General features: G+C 42.9%; 17 protein-coding genes. 3 read left to right on the forward strand and 14 right to left on the reverse strand.

The window, feature by feature from the left end:
• Nucleotides 1-34: 34 nt before the first annotated feature.
• The 5 genes from ACP7AA_RS02120 to ffh all read right to left on the reverse strand — a co-directional run bounded on the left by ACP7AA_RS02120 (nt 35) and on the right by ffh (nt 4821).
• A complete protein-coding gene (locus ACP7AA_RS02120; RefSeq protein WP_068403940.1) occupies nt 35-283 on the reverse strand; it encodes a hypothetical protein in 249 nt (82 codons plus the stop codon).
• A 132-nt stretch (nt 284-415) separates the two neighbouring features.
• Nucleotides 416-1318 carry a class I SAM-dependent methyltransferase gene (locus tag ACP7AA_RS02125; protein ID WP_298908899.1) on the reverse strand — a complete coding sequence of 301 codons (903 nt, stop codon included), beginning with the start codon at nt 1316-1318 and terminating at the stop codon, nt 416-418.
• A gap of 70 nt (nt 1319-1388) precedes the next feature.
• Nucleotides 1389-2231 (reverse strand): undecaprenyl-diphosphate phosphatase, encoded by an 843-nt coding sequence (locus ACP7AA_RS02130; protein ID WP_298908897.1) that lies wholly within the window; start codon nt 2229-2231, stop codon nt 1389-1391.
• A 124-nt stretch (nt 2232-2355) separates the two neighbouring features.
• A complete protein-coding gene (tsaB, locus tag ACP7AA_RS02135; protein WP_426222634.1) occupies nt 2356-3054 on the reverse strand; it encodes a tRNA (adenosine(37)-N6)-threonylcarbamoyltransferase complex dimerization subunit type 1 TsaB in 699 nt (232 codons plus the stop codon).
• Between the two features lie 213 nt (nt 3055-3267).
• A complete protein-coding gene (gene ffh, locus ACP7AA_RS02140; protein ID WP_426222508.1) occupies nt 3268-4821 on the reverse strand; it encodes a signal recognition particle protein in 1554 nt (517 codons plus the stop codon).
• Nucleotides 4822-5279: 458 nt separating this feature from the next.
• On the opposite strand from ffh, the gene ACP7AA_RS02145 reads away from it, so the two are divergent.
• On the forward strand, nt 5280-6086 hold the full coding sequence (locus tag ACP7AA_RS02145; RefSeq protein ID WP_201563273.1) for a cytochrome C assembly family protein: 807 nt from the start codon (nt 5280-5282) through the stop codon (nt 6084-6086).
• A gap of 112 nt (nt 6087-6198) precedes the next feature.
• On the opposite strand, the gene purU is transcribed toward ACP7AA_RS02145, so the two are convergent.
• Nucleotides 6199-7128, reverse strand: a complete 930-nt coding sequence (gene purU / locus ACP7AA_RS02150; protein WP_426222509.1) for a formyltetrahydrofolate deformylase — start codon at nt 7126-7128, stop codon at nt 6199-6201.
• Between the two features lie 183 nt (nt 7129-7311).
• A complete protein-coding gene (locus tag ACP7AA_RS02155) occupies nt 7312-9585 on the reverse strand; it encodes a hypothetical protein (protein WP_426222510.1) in 2274 nt (757 codons plus the stop codon).
• 485 nt (nt 9586-10070) lie between these two features.
• On the opposite strand from ACP7AA_RS02155, the gene rpmB reads away from it, so the two are divergent.
• Nucleotides 10071-10307: a 50S ribosomal protein L28 gene (gene rpmB / locus ACP7AA_RS02160; protein WP_149488796.1), complete on the forward strand. Its 237-nt coding sequence runs from the start codon at nt 10071-10073 to the stop codon at nt 10305-10307.
• Between the two features lie 155 nt (nt 10308-10462).
• Complete coding sequence (rpmG, locus tag ACP7AA_RS02165; protein ID WP_010201403.1) at nt 10463-10618, forward strand: 50S ribosomal protein L33; 156 nt, start codon at nt 10463-10465, stop codon at nt 10616-10618.
• A gap of 139 nt (nt 10619-10757) precedes the next feature.
• Here the strand turns inward: rpmG and ACP7AA_RS02170 are convergent, their stop codons facing one another.
• From ACP7AA_RS02170 to ACP7AA_RS02200, 7 genes are all read right to left on the reverse strand, one after another.
• Complete coding sequence (locus tag ACP7AA_RS02170) at nt 10758-11069, reverse strand: hypothetical protein (protein WP_426222511.1); 312 nt, start codon at nt 11067-11069, stop codon at nt 10758-10760.
• 209 nt (nt 11070-11278) lie between these two features.
• Nucleotides 11279-11590, reverse strand: coding sequence for a hypothetical protein (locus ACP7AA_RS02175; protein ID WP_183620456.1), 312 nt, complete (start codon nt 11588-11590; stop codon nt 11279-11281).
• Nucleotides 11591-11706: 116 nt separating this feature from the next.
• Entirely contained in the window at nt 11707-12096 is a 390-nt protein-coding gene (locus ACP7AA_RS02180; RefSeq protein ID WP_426222512.1) for a hypothetical protein, read from the reverse strand.
• A gap of 88 nt (nt 12097-12184) precedes the next feature.
• Nucleotides 12185-12874, reverse strand: a complete 690-nt coding sequence (gene rpe, locus ACP7AA_RS02185) for a ribulose-phosphate 3-epimerase (RefSeq protein WP_183620440.1) — start codon at nt 12872-12874, stop codon at nt 12185-12187.
• 135 nt (nt 12875-13009) lie between these two features.
• A complete protein-coding gene (locus ACP7AA_RS02190; RefSeq protein WP_426222635.1) occupies nt 13010-13246 on the reverse strand; it encodes a TIGR03643 family protein in 237 nt (78 codons plus the stop codon).
• Between the two features lie 369 nt (nt 13247-13615).
• Nucleotides 13616-14506, reverse strand: coding sequence for an S-formylglutathione hydrolase (gene fghA, locus ACP7AA_RS02195; protein WP_281490994.1), 891 nt, complete (start codon nt 14504-14506; stop codon nt 13616-13618).
• Nucleotides 14507-14608: 102 nt separating this feature from the next.
• On the reverse strand, nt 14609-16078 hold the full coding sequence (locus ACP7AA_RS02200; RefSeq protein ID WP_426222513.1) for a C13 family peptidase: 1470 nt from the start codon (nt 16076-16078) through the stop codon (nt 14609-14611).
• Nucleotides 16079-16088: the final 10 nt, after the last annotated feature.

Raw genomic sequence — 16088 nt, forward strand, 5'->3', positions numbered from 1 at the left:
GCAGGCTATGGAATCGGATGAACGAATTAGTGAACTACTGAATTTGTTGCCATAAGTTGTTGGCTTCAATGAGCGACAACTCAGGATATTGCTTACGTAATGCCTTAATGGATGCCATCTTATTATTTTGGCTAAGCTTTGCTTGCTGCCGTAAGTAGTCCATTTGTTCTTTTGGATTCCTAAGCGCTTTTAGGTGGGCTTTGAGCTGTAAAACTTCTGTTCGCAACGCAATATTCATCAGTAATAAGCCTGCACCAATGACCCAAATTATAATCGTTGACATCCTTTTCTCCTGAATCCATTACTATTAAATCCACCACTTCTAAATCTTTGTATTCTAAATACGTAACCTGATTAACCGAGGCCATTCATAACATAGAAAGTATTTATTAAAAGCGCCTATTTAACACAGCCATCAAACAAAATAACCATCAAAACGTACCGCTTCATTATGCCAGCTCTCACTCGGTTGTTGATTTGCAAGTAACGGCGCAAGCTGCGGGCGCTTGACGACTACGCGGCCTTGTCTTTGAGCATGTTGACTGACCACCGCTTGCGCACTTTGTAGCAATTGCAGCTCTTCTTCTGATGTTGGCGGGCGAGCCAATTGGTGCAAGGCTTGCATATGCTTGCCCACTTTAGCGCCTTTACCCGTTTTGCTATCTTGATAGCTGTCTTCTGGAAACATAGGATCCAGATATATTACATCAACTACTTTCGCATCATTTTCTTTAATAGCATTGACCGACTCAGCTTGTAGTTTTGGAAAATAACTAAGCGCATCAGTATTGATAATCTGTAGACGGCTCATCAGCTTTTGCCAATTTGGCAGCGTACTCATACGCTGCTGTTCTGCCAGCAACAATAGCGCCATCAGGGGCTGCTGCTCAAGCATGGTAACTTGAGCACCAGTACTGGCCAATATTAAGCTGTCATGCCCAAAGCCTGCGGTCGCATCAATGACCGTACTATCCGATGTAATTTTAGCAGCTTGTAATAATAACTCAGACTTACGCCCTGCACTCACCACCCGGCGTTGTAGCTTATCCCATTCAGGTGCGACACTGAGACCATCACTCAGCCATGAAAGTTTGTTTTTCTCATCTAACAAGAGAATAGGTTGAGTAGAGGTTTCGCTTAATTGCTGGCGACGTTTTTGATTGAGCTTATCGGGAAACAGCTCAATATCTAAAATAATGGGTAGCGCATGCTCAGCTATAAGCATCTTCAAGTTCTCGACTTGACCTGCCTGCGACTCACTAACATAAAATAGCTGGCAGTTAATATGAGCGGTCGGTATTGGCTTCACAGTGGTCATATTAACTGCCATTCCTTTCTAGTAGTTAAAAGTACGGGTATTAGCATCAAAAACTATGCCACTATAAATCTTAGCCTGCCATTTGATAACCAAAACCCCAAGCGGCAACCAATACGATGACGCCCGTCACAATGCGTAGCCATGCAAAGATTTTGAAGTCACGACGGCTAACCCAAGCAACCAATAGGCGAATACAAAGTAAGGCAACAATAAACGATACCACGGTGCCGATACCTAACACTAGCCAATCTTCACTACTGGTCAATACATCACCATGTTTTAGCAAATCTAACAATGCCGCACCGACAATGACTGGAATACCTAAAAAGAAGGAGAACTCCGCCGAAGCCTTGCGTGAGACGCCAAGCCACAGTGCGCCAATAATAGTGGCACCTGAGCGTGATGTTCCTGGTATTAAGGCCAGACACTGCATCAAACCAATCATCAATGCCGTTTTTAGGCTGACGTCTTCTGCTTCTTGCGCGATAATCGTTTTAGGGCGATTTTCTACATAAAATATCAGCAAACCGCCAACAATCAGCATAATTGCCACGACGATAGGGTTAAACAAATACGTCTTAATCTCATCAGAGAAGGTAAAACCAACAATCATCACCGGAATGGTCGCGACAATTAAGCTTAAACCCAACTGTCTTGGGTTACTCATGCCGTCCGCTTTACCGGTCAGCAGCCCCAAGAGCGCTTGCCATAGTCTGCCCCAGTAATCATAAATGACTGCTAAGATAGCGCCAAGCTGGACTACCACCACAAACAAATCAACCTTTTCTTTGGTCCAAAAGCCCATCAAATCCGCGGATAAAATCAAATATCCCGTACTAGAGATGGGTAAAAACTCAGTGATACCTTCAACGATACCCATGATGACCGCTTGGATTAATAACAGTATATCCACAGTTGCTTCCCTAAAAAGACAGCGCTATCGGCTGTCCTATATGATCGTTGCTTTTATAATCGTTTGTATTTTCTTGATGCTAGGTATTTAGTCATTACACATATCTTATGGTATAAAGCAAAAACTAAGCCTTACCCTGTTCTTTCAGTGTTTTCCATGCTTGGTTGCGCAGATATCTTGGTAACGCATTGGCGGCATCAGTACCACCAACATTCATGAATTGGGCGATACCCAATTGCCCAATCACCACCGCATCTGGCCAGACATCTTCATGGCATACTTGTTCATCATACGCTTTTAATAGCGGCGCACCATTACCGACGATAGGCAAATTAAGCGCTGTTTGGCTATCATAATCAAGCAGCTGCTCGGTGCTATCGCTATCAGTAGCCAACACTGGCTGCATGATAGAATTGTCTGCTACATCGCCTAAAATTGAGTACTGGCCAAAATAAACTTGCTGCATACGCGCATCAAGCGCGCTATAAACTTGGGTCAAACCGTACTTTTTATACGCACATTGGGCAATTGCTTGTAAGCTTGAGACACCCACACAAGGAATGTCATGTGCGACAGATAGCGCTTGCACCACCGCCGTATTGATTCGTATACCACTAAATGCACCCGGGCCACGGTTGAATATCAATGCTTTTATATCAGCAAGACGCAGATTAGCCTCGGACAATGCCGCATCAATCATCGGCAGAATTTGCTGGGTCTGCTGGCGTTTACCCGTTTCAGTATGGCTCGACAGCACTTGCCCATTGGCATCTAAAATTGCGATCGAACACTGATCAAATACGGTATCCATTGCTAAAAACATCATCACCTCGGCTTATTCGCTTGGCATCATAAAACAGCGCCTATCATAGCATTTAGGATAAGCGAATTTTATTAATTTCTACCTTTTTCATACTTTATTAATAAGAACTTGTCTAAATAAGAGAGACCTAAAAAAACCTCAAAGCCTATATAGATTTGAGGTTTTTGTTAAAAGCACTTGCTAATAGTGACTGCTAATACAGTCAGCCATTATTTAAAAGCGTGTTTTAAATTTTTTCGGGCCTTGATTTTGCAACTCTTGCATCTGCTTTTGCATTTCTTCAGTGCTTGGCATGTTGTTTGGGTCGAGTCCCATCTGCTTTGCCATTTGCTGTGGGTTTACATCTTTAACACCACCTTGCTGACCGCCACCGCCACCGCCGAATAATGGACCACCGCCACCCGCTCCAGCGCCGCCGCCCATCAATCCTTGCATCGATTTCATCATTTTACTGATGCCTTCTGGCTTAGAAATCATCTTCATCATTTTTGCCATTTGCTTGTGCTGCTTGAGCAAGCGATTGACGTCTTGAATCTCACGACCAGAACCTGCGGCGATACGGCGCTTACGGCTTGGATTGATTTTATCTGGGTTTTTACGCTCAAATGGCGTCATTGAGTTAATCAAGGCTTCCATCTCACGTACTTTTTCTTCTGGCTTGGCTTCTTCGACGGCTTTTTGCATATCAGAGCCGCCCATACCTGGCATCTTATCTAAAAAGCCTGCCATGCCGCCCATGCTTTTCATTTGCTGAAACTGGGTTAATAGATCCTCAAGGTCGAACTCACCGCCCTTTTGCATCTTTTTCGCCATTTTTTCGGCTTTATCACGGTCGATTTTTTGCTCGACTTCTTCAACTAAACTTAAGACGTCACCCATACCAAGGATACGCTGAGCGATACGTTCAGGGTGGAAAAGCTCTAGCGCGTCTAGTTTTTCACCGCGACCTAAAAACTTAATCGGCTTGCCGGTAATCGCACGTACAGACAATGCCGCGCCGCCGCGAGCATCACCGTCAGTCTTGGTTAAAATAACACCTGTTAATGGCAGCGCATCGTTAAAGGCTTTGGCAGTATTGGCCGCATCTTGACCGGTCATCGCATCAACGACAAATAGCGTCTCAGATGGATTGACCGCCGCGGTAAGCGCTTTGATTTCCTCCATCATGGCTTCGTCGATAGCCAAACGACCGGCGGTATCAATAATCAAAATATCTTGATACTGAATTTTCGCTTCTTCGATAGCACGTAAGGCGATATCAATTGGGTTTTCGTCGCTAGTTGAATTGACGAACTTGGCATTTACCTGCCCTGCTACTTGCTCAAGCTGGGCAATTGCCGCTGGGCGGTAAACGTCAGCAGAAACTAGCATCACTTTTTTCTTATGGCGTTCTTGTAAGAATTTCGCCAATTTACCAGCCGTGGTGGTTTTACCCGCACCTTGCAAACCCGCTAATAAATAAACAACGGGCGGTTTACCAGTCATTTCAAGCTGCTGATTGGCGCTACCCATCATTTCGGTCAGCTCATCGTGGACGATTTTGACAAATGCTTGTCCTGGCGCCAATTCTTTCAGCACTTCCGCACCAAGCGCTTGCTCTTTTACCCGCTTCACAAAATCACGGGTGACCGGTAGCGCGACGTCGGCTTCTAACAGCGCCATACGCACTTCGCGCAAGGTATCTTTAATATTATCTTCGGTCAACTGCCCAGTGCCGACGATATTACGCAGGCTCGACGATAAGCGTTCTGTTAAGGTATCAAACATAAATGACTCTCAATTAAAATAATTCTTAGTGAAAACAATTCTTGATAAAAGCAATTCTTGGTAAAAAAATTGTGACAACAATACGTCGTTAAACTTGGTTCAGCGTTAATTGCTGATAACTCTTATTAAGATGTGCTATAGCATATGAGGTGGCGTTTTTATAAAAATCATTATAAAAAGCAGCACAGTATCAATACTATAGCATTAAGGCGCTGCAAAGCTTATAGTCGTTTTGCAAATGACAGTTTTCAAATGTAGGGTTAAATAAAGCTGACTATTTAATTTTATAGCCAATAAATACTAAATTTTAGCGCTACTGTCCTACAAGTGCTTATAATCAATCCGTAAGATGGCACTCAATTGCTTGCCATTTTATGATAAATTGGATGATTATTCTAATCATTCTGATAATACCATTTTAGCATTCAATTGAGCGGCGATTTTGCGCTCATCATGAGATGAGGTTTTTTATCTTGCAACTTGCATTTTTACTGGCTGGCATGGTTTATATTTTGGTCAGCATCTACATTGGTTGGGCGCTGATTCAGGACAAACCTATCCACAAAGGCGTGAGCTTAGGTTTATTGGTTGTCGGTATGCTGGCACATGCAGCATTACTTTATCCGCATGTGGTCACGCTATACGGGCTAAATTTCAATCTATTTAACATCATTAGCCTGATCAGTTTATTTTTCTTATTTTTCTATGTTATTTTTAGCTTATACCGCCCTATTGTCAGTCTTGGTATTTTAGCAGCACCGACGGCACTAGTCGGGATGATTGTCGGTTATATCGGCCGCGCGCCTTATCGTCCCATCACGGATATCAGTGTCGGGCTTGAAGCGCATATCCTACTATCGCTTGCCGCCTATTGTGTGCTGCTGATGGCGGCGCTGCAAGCGCTATTTTTACGCTTGCAAATACGCGAGCTCAAGCACCAATCGATTCATCGCTTTTGGGTGAATAAACTGCCGTCGCTACAGAGCATGGAAAGCTTGTTGTTCGACATGCTCTTGGTCGGCTTTGTCTTGCTCAGTATCGCGCTAGGGATTGGTTTTGTTTATGTAGAAGACTTGATGGCACAGCACCTTGCCCATAAAACGGTATTTAGCGTCCTATCGTGGCTGCTATTTGGCGCGCTATTATTAGGCAATTGGCGGGCAGGATGGCGTGGAAAACGCGCTGCAAACATGACCATTTATGCGTTTATTCTATTAGCAATTGGCTTTGTCGGTAGCAAGTTTGTGTTAGAGATGCTGTTATAAATTCAATTTTGCAGCAGCATTCTAATGAAAAAAAGGCCGCCAGTATTAAATACTAATACTAGCGGCCTTTTTTTGCGCTCTTATTCCGGTTTAAAACCGTTTTAACATAAAGCTAATTAAAAACCACGGTCTTATTACCCGCCACAATCACGCGGTTTTGTACATGCCAATTCACCGCGCGTGCCAAGACATTGCGCTCGATATCACGGCCAATAGCACGTAACTCTGTCACCCCTTGGCGGTGAGTCACACGATGTACGTCTTGCTCAATGATAGGGCCTTGGTCAAGCTCGGCTGTAACATAGTGCGCGGTCGCTCCGATAAGCTTGACGCCTTTCTCATAAGCCTGACGATAAGGATCCGCACCAACAAAGGCGGGCAGAAACGAGTGATGAATATTGATAACTTGCATCGGCCAACGTTTAACAAAATCAGATGATAAAATCTGCATATAACGCGCTAATACCAACAAATCATTGCCTGCCATCAAGGTATGAATCCGCTCTTCCGCCTCGTCTTTATTATCCTTAGTCACTGGCACATAATGGAAAGTAATGCCAAAGTTTTCTACCGCTTGGCGCAAGTCCTCATGGTTACTAACGACAGACGTAATCTCGCAATCCAATAATCCGCGCTGATGCCGCCACAGTAAATCTAACAAGGCATGGTCGAACTTTGATACTAAGATGCCAACCTTGGTTTTAATCGCATTGTTATGTAAGCGCCACGCCATATTGTGGCGCTTAGCCACCGTATGCCCAAAGCTGGCTTCAAAATTATCCATAATTTCGCTCAAGCCTGCTAACGCAAACTCCAAACGCATAAAATATTGACCACCTTCGTGAGCGGTTGAATACTGATCGAGAGTAATAATATTGCCGCCATAACGATGAATAAACTCAGATACGGCTTGTACGATACCTGCTTGATCGCGGCATTTAATCAATAGCGTCGCGGTATCAATAGCAGCCGCAACTGGTATGTTTTGAGAATTTTTGCTCGACTTTATGCTTGCTGTAGCAGTCGTGGTATTGTCTGACATAATGCGCCCAATTAAAAATGAAACGTGCTGCTTACTTTGAATATGCTTAGCAGCATAGGAAACCGACTATTCTAATCGCTTTTGCAATATTTTGCTGATTGAGTTGCTTGTATTTAATTATTGAGATTATGAATACAAAAACCCCCAACACGAGGGTTGGGGGTTTTTTTTGATTATCAAGTTTTATCTTACATCTATCAGAGTAGTGGTAGTCGTAGCAGCTGGAGAAGGCGTTACCACTGTTACTTTAATTCGATCATTAGGGCGACAGCCTCTATATTCAAACTTATAGCTTACCGCACTATCAACTACCTTAACAATTCCCAGATTAACTATACTTGGTACAGTTTTCGCACCCGAGGTAAGCTCTGCTTCACAAGTGGTGCTTTTACTTACTAAAACTAATGATGACCCTACTGGCAAACCACTATTAGACTGTGAACCTGAACCATTAGCATCAACATTTATGTTAAAGGTAGAAGAACCCGCTTTAACCACAACCACGGTATTCGGTTCAGCATTAGATATCTCAATTCTGGTGCTTACAATGTCTTCATCATTAGGTCCTTTAGTTGAAGTATCTACTAACTGAACTGCTGGAGAGTAATTAGTCTTATCTTCAGCTGTAACGCTAATAGTTGTTCCTGACGGCATACTTACTGTACGTGCACTATTACCATATACCTTAAAACTAACCGGTTTAGGTGTGTTTAAATCATTAGTTGGATTAGCTGCAACGCTACCTGGCAAACCTGAAGGTACAGGAATATCTGAAGCTAAACCTAATATAAACTGTTTGCGTAAGATAGCTGACAGCTTATTATTACAGGTATCTGTAATATTTGGCTGAGAGTTGGAAGAAGGGGCACATACAGCACCAGTTGCTCCTCTTCTATATACAAACTCGCCAGCTTCAGAATCATATTTGTTATTTTCATTATCATCACGGAAGAAGTCGCCGATATTATGTGTGAATATATCGCCAGCACTAAACTGATTATCGCCATCCTTATCAATGTAGTCTTTATCGCCCTCTACATAAGCAATAACAGTCACGCGATTATCTACTGGACGTGGATTTTGAGTGCTAAACTCAACCGTACATATTCCTTTGTTAGTCGCGCAACTTGGCGTTACTCTACCACCTTCACTGACGAAACTTATTACCGTACCATCAGGTACAGGGTTACCAACTCTATCTACTAATCGTGCTGTAATGGTTGCAGTATCGCCATCTACACTATTAGCTAATACGTTTTTGCTCAACGAAATACTAACACCATTTTGAGTTGCACGTCCTGTCGCTACAGAGATGTCTTTTGATAAGGCAAATATACTGGTATTTGATTTTAAAGTGGCTTTAATTTCTACAGGTCCGGGTAACGCACCCGGATATAAGTTGACGACGACCTTACCTTGCGAATCACTAGTTACTGTTCTGGGAGCTTGGTTGTTTAATGTTACAAAACTAAAGTCTGTGGGTGCCTGTATTTTACTGATTTCAACTTGCTGATTGGCAGCAGGTCTGCCATTTGCGAATACAGTAAACTCTATCTGCCCTGAGCTTGATGAACCACTATTACTAGCACCTAACTGTACTTTTTCAGTGGTCGTATAAAATATCGAACTTGCTTCAACACCAGCGATACTGACAGTCTTTGTTTGTTTGTTTGCTGGATTATTCGCAGGAGTAGCAGTGATGGTTTGTGTGCCCTCACATAAGTTGCCGTTACCATCAATAGCTTTATAAGTCGTACTTACATCGCCTTGATTGCTTGAAATGACACTACTACTATCAAAGCTTCCACAACTAGTAGTGAAGTTTACAGTAACATCGTTTTGGTAGACATCATTGACTGCATCTTTTGTTCTGAGAGTAATATTTGTATTACTTCCTGAATCTAAATTGCTAGATGACAATGCAAATTCAGTTAGTAACACTTGTATAGATTGTAAAGAAAAATAATAGCTTGGCGTAGTTTTGGTCAACTCATTATAATTAACAGTTGCGCTGAGCTGATAGCTCCCTGTATCTGCACTATCTAAAGGTTTGACAGATATAGTTGCCTCACCTTTTTCATTTGTTAAAACGCTACTATTACTGGTACCAAACGAAACACCCTCAGCCTGAAAGGATACCAAAGCATTACTTACTGGATTTCCGCTTTTATCTGTTACTTTTACTGCTGCGCTCACACCAGCTGAAGTAATGGTACGAGTTATATTCCCATTTGGGTCTGTTAAGGTTATAGGGGTTACATTCATACCACTTACTGGTGCCCCTGTTCCATCCTCGCCACTTTCACCAGGCTCAGGCTGACCCGGATTACCAGGTATTTCTGGCTTTATAGAATCTACAGTGTCGCCATCCCCACCACAACCCGCCAAGGCTAATGCACAAGTCAAAAAGGTAAGTTGGAATAACTTAGAGGTAAGAGGTAGTGAGCTATATGACATTTTTGAACTCCGCGGCGAACGCAATTTGTTTGAGTAAATACACATAATCATTACATGGCTTCATATTTGATGAGTAATGATACATGAACTTACAATAATAACAGTTGTATTAACAGATTGTATTAAATATATAACCGCAACTTTACTGACTTTTGTCATAACTTACAACTAAAAAATGAATCTTTACTATTAAATAATCAATCACATAGCGCGCGCAATTCAGGGTATAATAGCTATCGTTTAAAGCGGCGATTATTATAAAAATATTTGAGTATTCTTTACTTTTATGGTATAAATGTCGGCTTTAAAATTTTCTGAATTGGTTTGCCTGTTATTTGCCTTTAGATGACAGTAATATCAGCTCAACCTTCATAATAGTTTTGTTTGGTGCAAAGCTGCCGCTTGCTGTGTCCATGCCGCAAAAACGTGCAACTTGCCCAGACTGGTATGAGAATCCCTCATACCTCATAGATTAGGAGTTCGCCATGTCTAGAGTTTGCCAAGTGACTGGAAAGCGCCCTATGGTGGGTAATAATGTTTCGCACGCAAACAACAAAACCCGTCGTCGCTTTCTACCAAACCTTCATAACCATCGTTTTTGGGTAGAGTCTGAAAATCGTTTTGTACGTCTACGTGTGTCTACCAAAGGTATGCGCACTATCGACAAACTTGGTATCGACAAAGTGTTAGCGGATCTACGCGCACAAGGTCAAAAAGTTTAAGTAAAAACTGGCAGTCTATCTTAGCGATGATTGTCGCTATTTGGACTGCTCTTACGCTAGCGATTGATTGGCTGATAAAACCAGCATCGTTAGCGACTTAATCCTTTAGACCCATACCCATCGTTTGAAGACCCCTCATTTACAGGAAAGCTATCATGAGAGATAAAATTAAGTTAGTATCAACTGCTGGTACTGGGTATTACTATACCACTACCAAAAACAAGCGCACTATGCCTGGCAAAATGGAAATCAAAAAGTTTGATCCAAAAGTACGCCAGCATGTGATCTTTAAAGAAGCTAAAATCAAATAATTGCTGTTTTTTATAAAATGTATTTTTTATAAATATGTTCTATAAATAAGTTATTTGAACAAAAAAAGGGTTTATCAAATGATAAACCCTTTTTTATTGCCAATTTTTTGACCATTTATTCGTTTTAACCAGTGATTCATTAACTATAGTGCGTTGGCTCTTTATCATAGACATGGGCATGCCACTGGCTCATCTGCTTTTGTATAATGACTTGAATCGCAGCATGAATCATATGCTGACCAATCGCTTGCGTATCACTGCCAAGGATTTCTTTGAGCTTTTCAGAAAAATCAATGGTCATGAGCGGCGCTTCATCTTGTTCAGCGTCACGTAATAGTAAGCGACCATCATCTGCTTCTACCAGCTCAAGCGTGGTTTCTTTGGCGAATCCTGCAAACTGATCGCTACTGTCGCTATCTACTTCTATGTCATTATCAATATCGTATGGCATTCATTTTTTCCTTATTATCCCGTTTTACACCTGTAAAAATGCGGTCATGTTATTCGTTAAAGCGCTCGTCTTACAGTTATGCGGGCAAAACTATCTTACTCATACAATGGACGCTTTACGCCTACAATTCAAGGGCTGACGTCCAAGTCTTTTGCATAAATGCACTTTATCCATTCCTTTATCGGTGCTCATGCGCCAAAAATTGATGCTTAACGCCAATAGCGCAATTTTGCCAAGGTAAATAAGAAGGCGACGAACATACCAAGATAATAGGTCAGCTTAAGCTCAAGCGTAGGGTCACGGTATTTAAATGGTAAGGCAACGGTGGCAGTGGCGGTCGGTATTATCAGCAGCATGAGTAGCCAATTTTCAAAGACGTGTAGCCAACCTTGCAGCCCGGTACCGTGACGCAGGTAGGATAAACCTAATAGCAAACAGGCAATAATCAGCGCAATAAATAAACCGTTTGGAAGGTCTTTTGGGAAAATGATATCGGTGATTTTCTTAGAAGATGTGGCCATACTAGCAAGTGTCCAGTCACGTCATAAAGCGCGACTTATTAATGAGGAGAAATCGATAAATGTGATAAAGGCAAAGTTTTAAATCATAAAAACATCAGTATTATGAGGCATTTATATTAGCTATAAGTACCCATTAGCCAAAGGATCGATATACAAGAGGTTAAATAACCCAAACTAATGGCATTCCAGCTCGCTATATGCAAACCTTTAACCTTATTTAAAATGCGTGAACCTACCCAGAAAAACAGCGGAATACCAATCATAAAGGCTGGCACTATTACCGCCGCATGGCGTAACACCTCTCCCACATCCTCACCAATCAGCAAGCGAAAGCCGTAACCTGCAAGACTGAGCACCAAGGCAAAAGCAGCCATGCCAATGGTAATCCCTTTGGGCACTAAGCTAGGTGATGGCAAGCTAGGTGATTGCGAACTAGCTGGCTGCGACTCAGTCTCTTTAACAGATTGAGGCGGTACTGGGGCGTTAACGGGCTTTTGCTTATCCATATTTCACCTTTACATGACTTGTTATTGGTCATGACTCTATGATTATCACTCTATAGTTATCATTCATTCTGATGGCTACAAAGGGTGATTAGTAGCCATTTGCCAAGGCCAACTCTGCGCGCATGGCATCGATAGCCGCTTTATAATCTTCTTGGTTAAAGATAGCGGAACCGGCGACAAACATATCCGCGCCTGCTTCGGCAATCGCACGGATATTACTGGCTTTGATGCCGCCATCTACTTCTAATCTGATGTCGCGACCACTGGTAATGATACGTTGACGAACTTGGCGGACTTTATCTAAAGTGCCTTCGATAAATGACTGACCACCATAACCAGGATTCACACTCATGAGTAAGATTTGATCCACCTTATCCATGACATAATCTAGATAATGTAGCGGCGTCGCGGGATTTAATACCAAGCCACATTCAGCCCCACCATCTTTGATAAGCTGCAAAGAGCGGTCAATATGGGCGCTGGCTTCTGGATGAAAGGTGATAACACTCGCACCCGCCTCTAAAAACTGCTCAATCATACTATCGACTGGCGACACCATCAGGTGGACATCGATAGGCGCCTCAATACCATAGTCGCGCAGCGCTTTACATATCATGCTACCAAAAGTTAGATTGGGCACATAATGGTTGTCCATTACGTCAAAATGGATGACATCCGCACCCGATTCTAATACACGCTCTACTTCTTCACCCAGTCTGGCAAAGTCAGCAGATAAAATAGAAGGAGCGATTAGATACGGTTTAGAGGGGCTAATCATAATTGAGCTACCTAATTGAGGTTTGTATAAAAGTTTAATAAAAAAGGCTTTTAATGCATATTGTTAGCATTTAAATAACTGGTTTTAATTCATTAACTGTCAATAGCTGGCTATTAAATAAATAAAGCTAAATAACTAACGCGGCTTATATTGGGTTTTGCAATAAGCACGACCGACATCAAACGGGCGCTTGGCTTGATGCTTAGTTGGACGGTTGGTGACACGCTGACGCCATAAGCGAAAAGATGACGGCTTTAGCTCTTGACGCATCAACTTGATGACCGCTGTCTCATCGAGAGCATAGCCATGTTGTATCGCTTCAAACGGTGTCCTGTCTTCCCACGCCATCTCTATCACCCGTGATAGTTGCACGTCATCAAGTTCTTTAGCGGCAGTTGCAGAAGATAATTTGTCGTTACTGGCAGCTGGCTTTAGATTGCTTTTTTGCGCAATACTATCTTGCTGCTTATTTTCTTGCTGCTTATCTTTAATAGCAGCAGCCATATCAGCTTGCATAACCGTAAGCAATGATTCGGCTTTTTGCGTTGTATTATTTGCACCCGCATTTGCCGACGCTGTCAGACTGTTTATCATAAAACCTTACCTTTAAGCACATTGATTATCCAACCAAGCTCTATTTTATACCAATAACTGCGGTTGGTTAAATAATCAGCGTAACTGTCTGTCAAGTTATATAACGGGCTATCCGTTTAGTTAATAGGCGGCCATTATTTAACCGGCTTAACCCATCTGCGCCATACGCCAGTGATGTTCAATATGGTCATCAATCACTGTCTGAATAAAGTAATAGCTGTGGTCGTGACTAGCAAGATAGCGCAATGTCAGCGGCTGCTGTGCCTTATTACAAGCTTCTTGGAGCTTAGAGGTTTGCAGTTGCCCTTCTGCTAAGAAGTTATCAGCGCCCCCTTGATCGACCAAAATATTGGTGTATTGCTGCCCAACTTCCATAATCAGCTGTGCAGCATCTGCTTGCGCCCATAATGATTTATCATCACCAAAGTATTCGGTATAAGCGGCCTGCCCCCACGCTGACTCACTGGCTGCACAAACAGGCGATAAGGCGGAGACACTGACAAACTTACTTGGGAACTTAAAGCCCAACAATAAAGCGCCATGACCGCCCATTGAGTGCCCAGTGATACCAATACTATCAATCGGAAACTCAGAGCGCAGCAAATCGTATAATTCATCAACGATATAGCTTTGCATATTAAAGTGTTCTGACCACGGGGCTTGCGTCGCATCAACATAGTAGCTTGCGCCCTGCCCAACAAAATAACGCTCGTCGTTTGGTACATCGTGACCTTCACTGCTTCTAGGAGACGTATCAGGCGCAATAAAAATCATGCCAAGCTCACTGCATTTTTGTTGGAAATGGGCTTTATGAGTGACGTTATCGGCATTACAGGTCAAGCCTGAGAGATATAAAAGCGCGGGACAGCGGCGACCGGCAAGCGCTTCATCGGGCAGATAAATACTAAACGTCATCGGCGTTTTGGTCGACGTCGACTCGTGGCTGTAGTAATGCTGCTCTCCATCGAAACAGCGATTGACACTTTTTTGGGTCAACTGGCTACTGGCTGAAAAACTATGGTTATAAGCATTATTCATGAGTAATATCCTTTGTATCTAAGATAAAATAAGCGTTGAGAGATAATCGGTCATTCGTGATTAATAGTTAATAGTGAGAAATTAGTGTTTAGTAATGAATATTTAATCAATAGCAGCAGGGGCAATATTTACCGGCACATTTGCAGCAGTATCAGCATTATTAGCATTGGTACTATTGGTCATACTAGCAAGCGACGGCCGTGTTTTATCAAACAAGGCTTGCTCAAATGCTGGCAAGGCGGTTTCCATTAAGCTACCAATGACCATTTGCGGCTCTGATGGCTCAAAACCCATATAAAGCTCACGCTCTTGTACCCGGTAAGCGGCGTCTTTAAAGGCATCAGAAAAGCTGGTGTTTTCACGCAAACTTTCGGCAAAGAATGCTTGACCAAAATAGGTCATCTCAGCGGTATTGGTACAACCAAACGACATCTTATCAGCAGCGGAGGCGGTAATCACCACCGTCGTTGGAGAGGCCAACTCATCGATAAATGAGCCTGAATAGCACGCAGACACCACGATGACACGCCAACGAATACCGGAAGCATCTAATGCCTCACGCAGCCAAGTAGCGTCCAAATTGTCCATCGCTAGCGGCGGATTTGATAGATGAATAAAATCTTGATCGCCATGCGATGATAGGGTCATAAATAGCACATCTTCATCAGCATTCATCTGCTGACCGATGGTTTTTAAACCGCGCAAGATACTGGTCTTAGTCGCAATGGGTTCATCCAACCACGTGTAATTATTATTGACCAATGCCAGTGAATGCCCGCTGGTACCAAAGCGCACATCGAACAGCTCACGGACTTTATTAATCTCAGAGCGAAAGACGTTTTGATCTGAAAATCCTGCCACGCCCATAAAATACCAGTCGCTTTTACCCGGTATACTGGGGTCAATGCGGTCTAGGGCTTGCTGCAGCAATCTTGGCTGCTCGTATAAGGCCGCCTCTTCTAGTACCGGTTCAACAGGGATTTGCTTAAATATCGGCTGGTCAGCGACATTGCGCTGCCAAATGGTCAATAATGCCACTGCCCCGATGATGACAATAATGCGCTCCCACCAAGGGACCCGCAAGCGCCGAGAGAAAATCCATAACAACGCCAATGTTTGCCATAAAAACAGCACTAAAAATAATATCGGTAAAAGTGAATAGCTCCAACTTGGTAGCCAACCATAGCTGCCAAAAAACTGCACAAGGCTTTGCAGTAGCGCAGATAAGGTATCGGCGACTAACCACAGCACCACAGGCACAAAAACCAGCGCTTGATTACCGGCGCGGCGTGCCAAAATAATACCGCCCAACAGAATAATCATCGGCCAAATTAAATAGCTGACCAACCCTTGCTCATTAAAAACGCTACCATTCTCTGCCGCCAACCACGAAAAAAGCACATTACTACCCAGTGCTAATAAGGCGAAGACTGCAAACTGGATAAAGGTGGGTTTTACCCAAGAAAACGCCCGCGTTGACCCTACTAGCATCCATAAGGTTGCAATAATATTGGCAGCGAAATTGAGCGAAAAGCGCTGAAGCGAGACAGTTTTTAACGACGCAAGTGACAAAGACTTAGAC

Source organism: Psychrobacter sp. DWR1-2-3 (genome assembly GCF_049896465.1).
GTDB lineage: Bacteria > Pseudomonadota > Gammaproteobacteria > Pseudomonadales > Moraxellaceae > Psychrobacter > Psychrobacter maritimus.

What these genes read in the sequence shown, in the direction of transcription:
- rpmB (WP_149488796.1), top strand. Translation starts at nt 10,071, where the DNA reads ATGTCTAGAGTTTGCCAAGTGACTGGAAAGCGCCCTATGGTGGGTAAT.
- tsaB (WP_426222634.1), bottom strand. Translation starts at nt 3,054, where the DNA reads ATGTTTTTAGCAATGGATACCGTATTTGATCAGTGTTCGATCGCAATT.
- rpe (WP_183620440.1), bottom strand. Translation starts at nt 12,874, where the DNA reads ATGATTAGCCCCTCTAAACCGTATCTAATCGCTCCTTCTATTTTATCT.
- ACP7AA_RS02170 (WP_426222511.1), bottom strand. Translation starts at nt 11,069, where the DNA reads ATGCCATACGATATTGATAATGACATAGAAGTAGATAGCGACAGTAGC.
- ACP7AA_RS02120 (WP_068403940.1), bottom strand. Translation starts at nt 283, where the DNA reads ATGTCAACGATTATAATTTGGGTCATTGGTGCAGGCTTATTACTGATG.
- ACP7AA_RS02180 (WP_426222512.1), bottom strand. Translation starts at nt 12,096, where the DNA reads ATGGATAAGCAAAAGCCCGTTAACGCCCCAGTACCGCCTCAATCTGTT.
- ffh (WP_426222508.1), bottom strand. Translation starts at nt 4,821, where the DNA reads ATGTTTGATACCTTAACAGAACGCTTATCGTCGAGCCTGCGTAATATC.
- ACP7AA_RS02175 (WP_183620456.1), bottom strand. Translation starts at nt 11,590, where the DNA reads ATGGCCACATCTTCTAAGAAAATCACCGATATCATTTTCCCAAAAGAC.
- ACP7AA_RS02155 (WP_426222510.1), bottom strand. Translation starts at nt 9,585, where the DNA reads ATGTCATATAGCTCACTACCTCTTACCTCTAAGTTATTCCAACTTACC.
- ACP7AA_RS02145 (WP_201563273.1), top strand. Translation starts at nt 5,280, where the DNA reads ATGAGGTTTTTTATCTTGCAACTTGCATTTTTACTGGCTGGCATGGTT.
- purU (WP_426222509.1), bottom strand. Translation starts at nt 7,128, where the DNA reads ATGTCAGACAATACCACGACTGCTACAGCAAGCATAAAGTCGAGCAAA.
- fghA (WP_281490994.1), bottom strand. Translation starts at nt 14,506, where the DNA reads ATGAATAATGCTTATAACCATAGTTTTTCAGCCAGTAGCCAGTTGACC.
- ACP7AA_RS02125 (WP_298908899.1), bottom strand. Translation starts at nt 1,318, where the DNA reads ATGACCACTGTGAAGCCAATACCGACCGCTCATATTAACTGCCAGCTA.
- rpmG (WP_010201403.1), top strand. Translation starts at nt 10,463, where the DNA reads ATGAGAGATAAAATTAAGTTAGTATCAACTGCTGGTACTGGGTATTAC.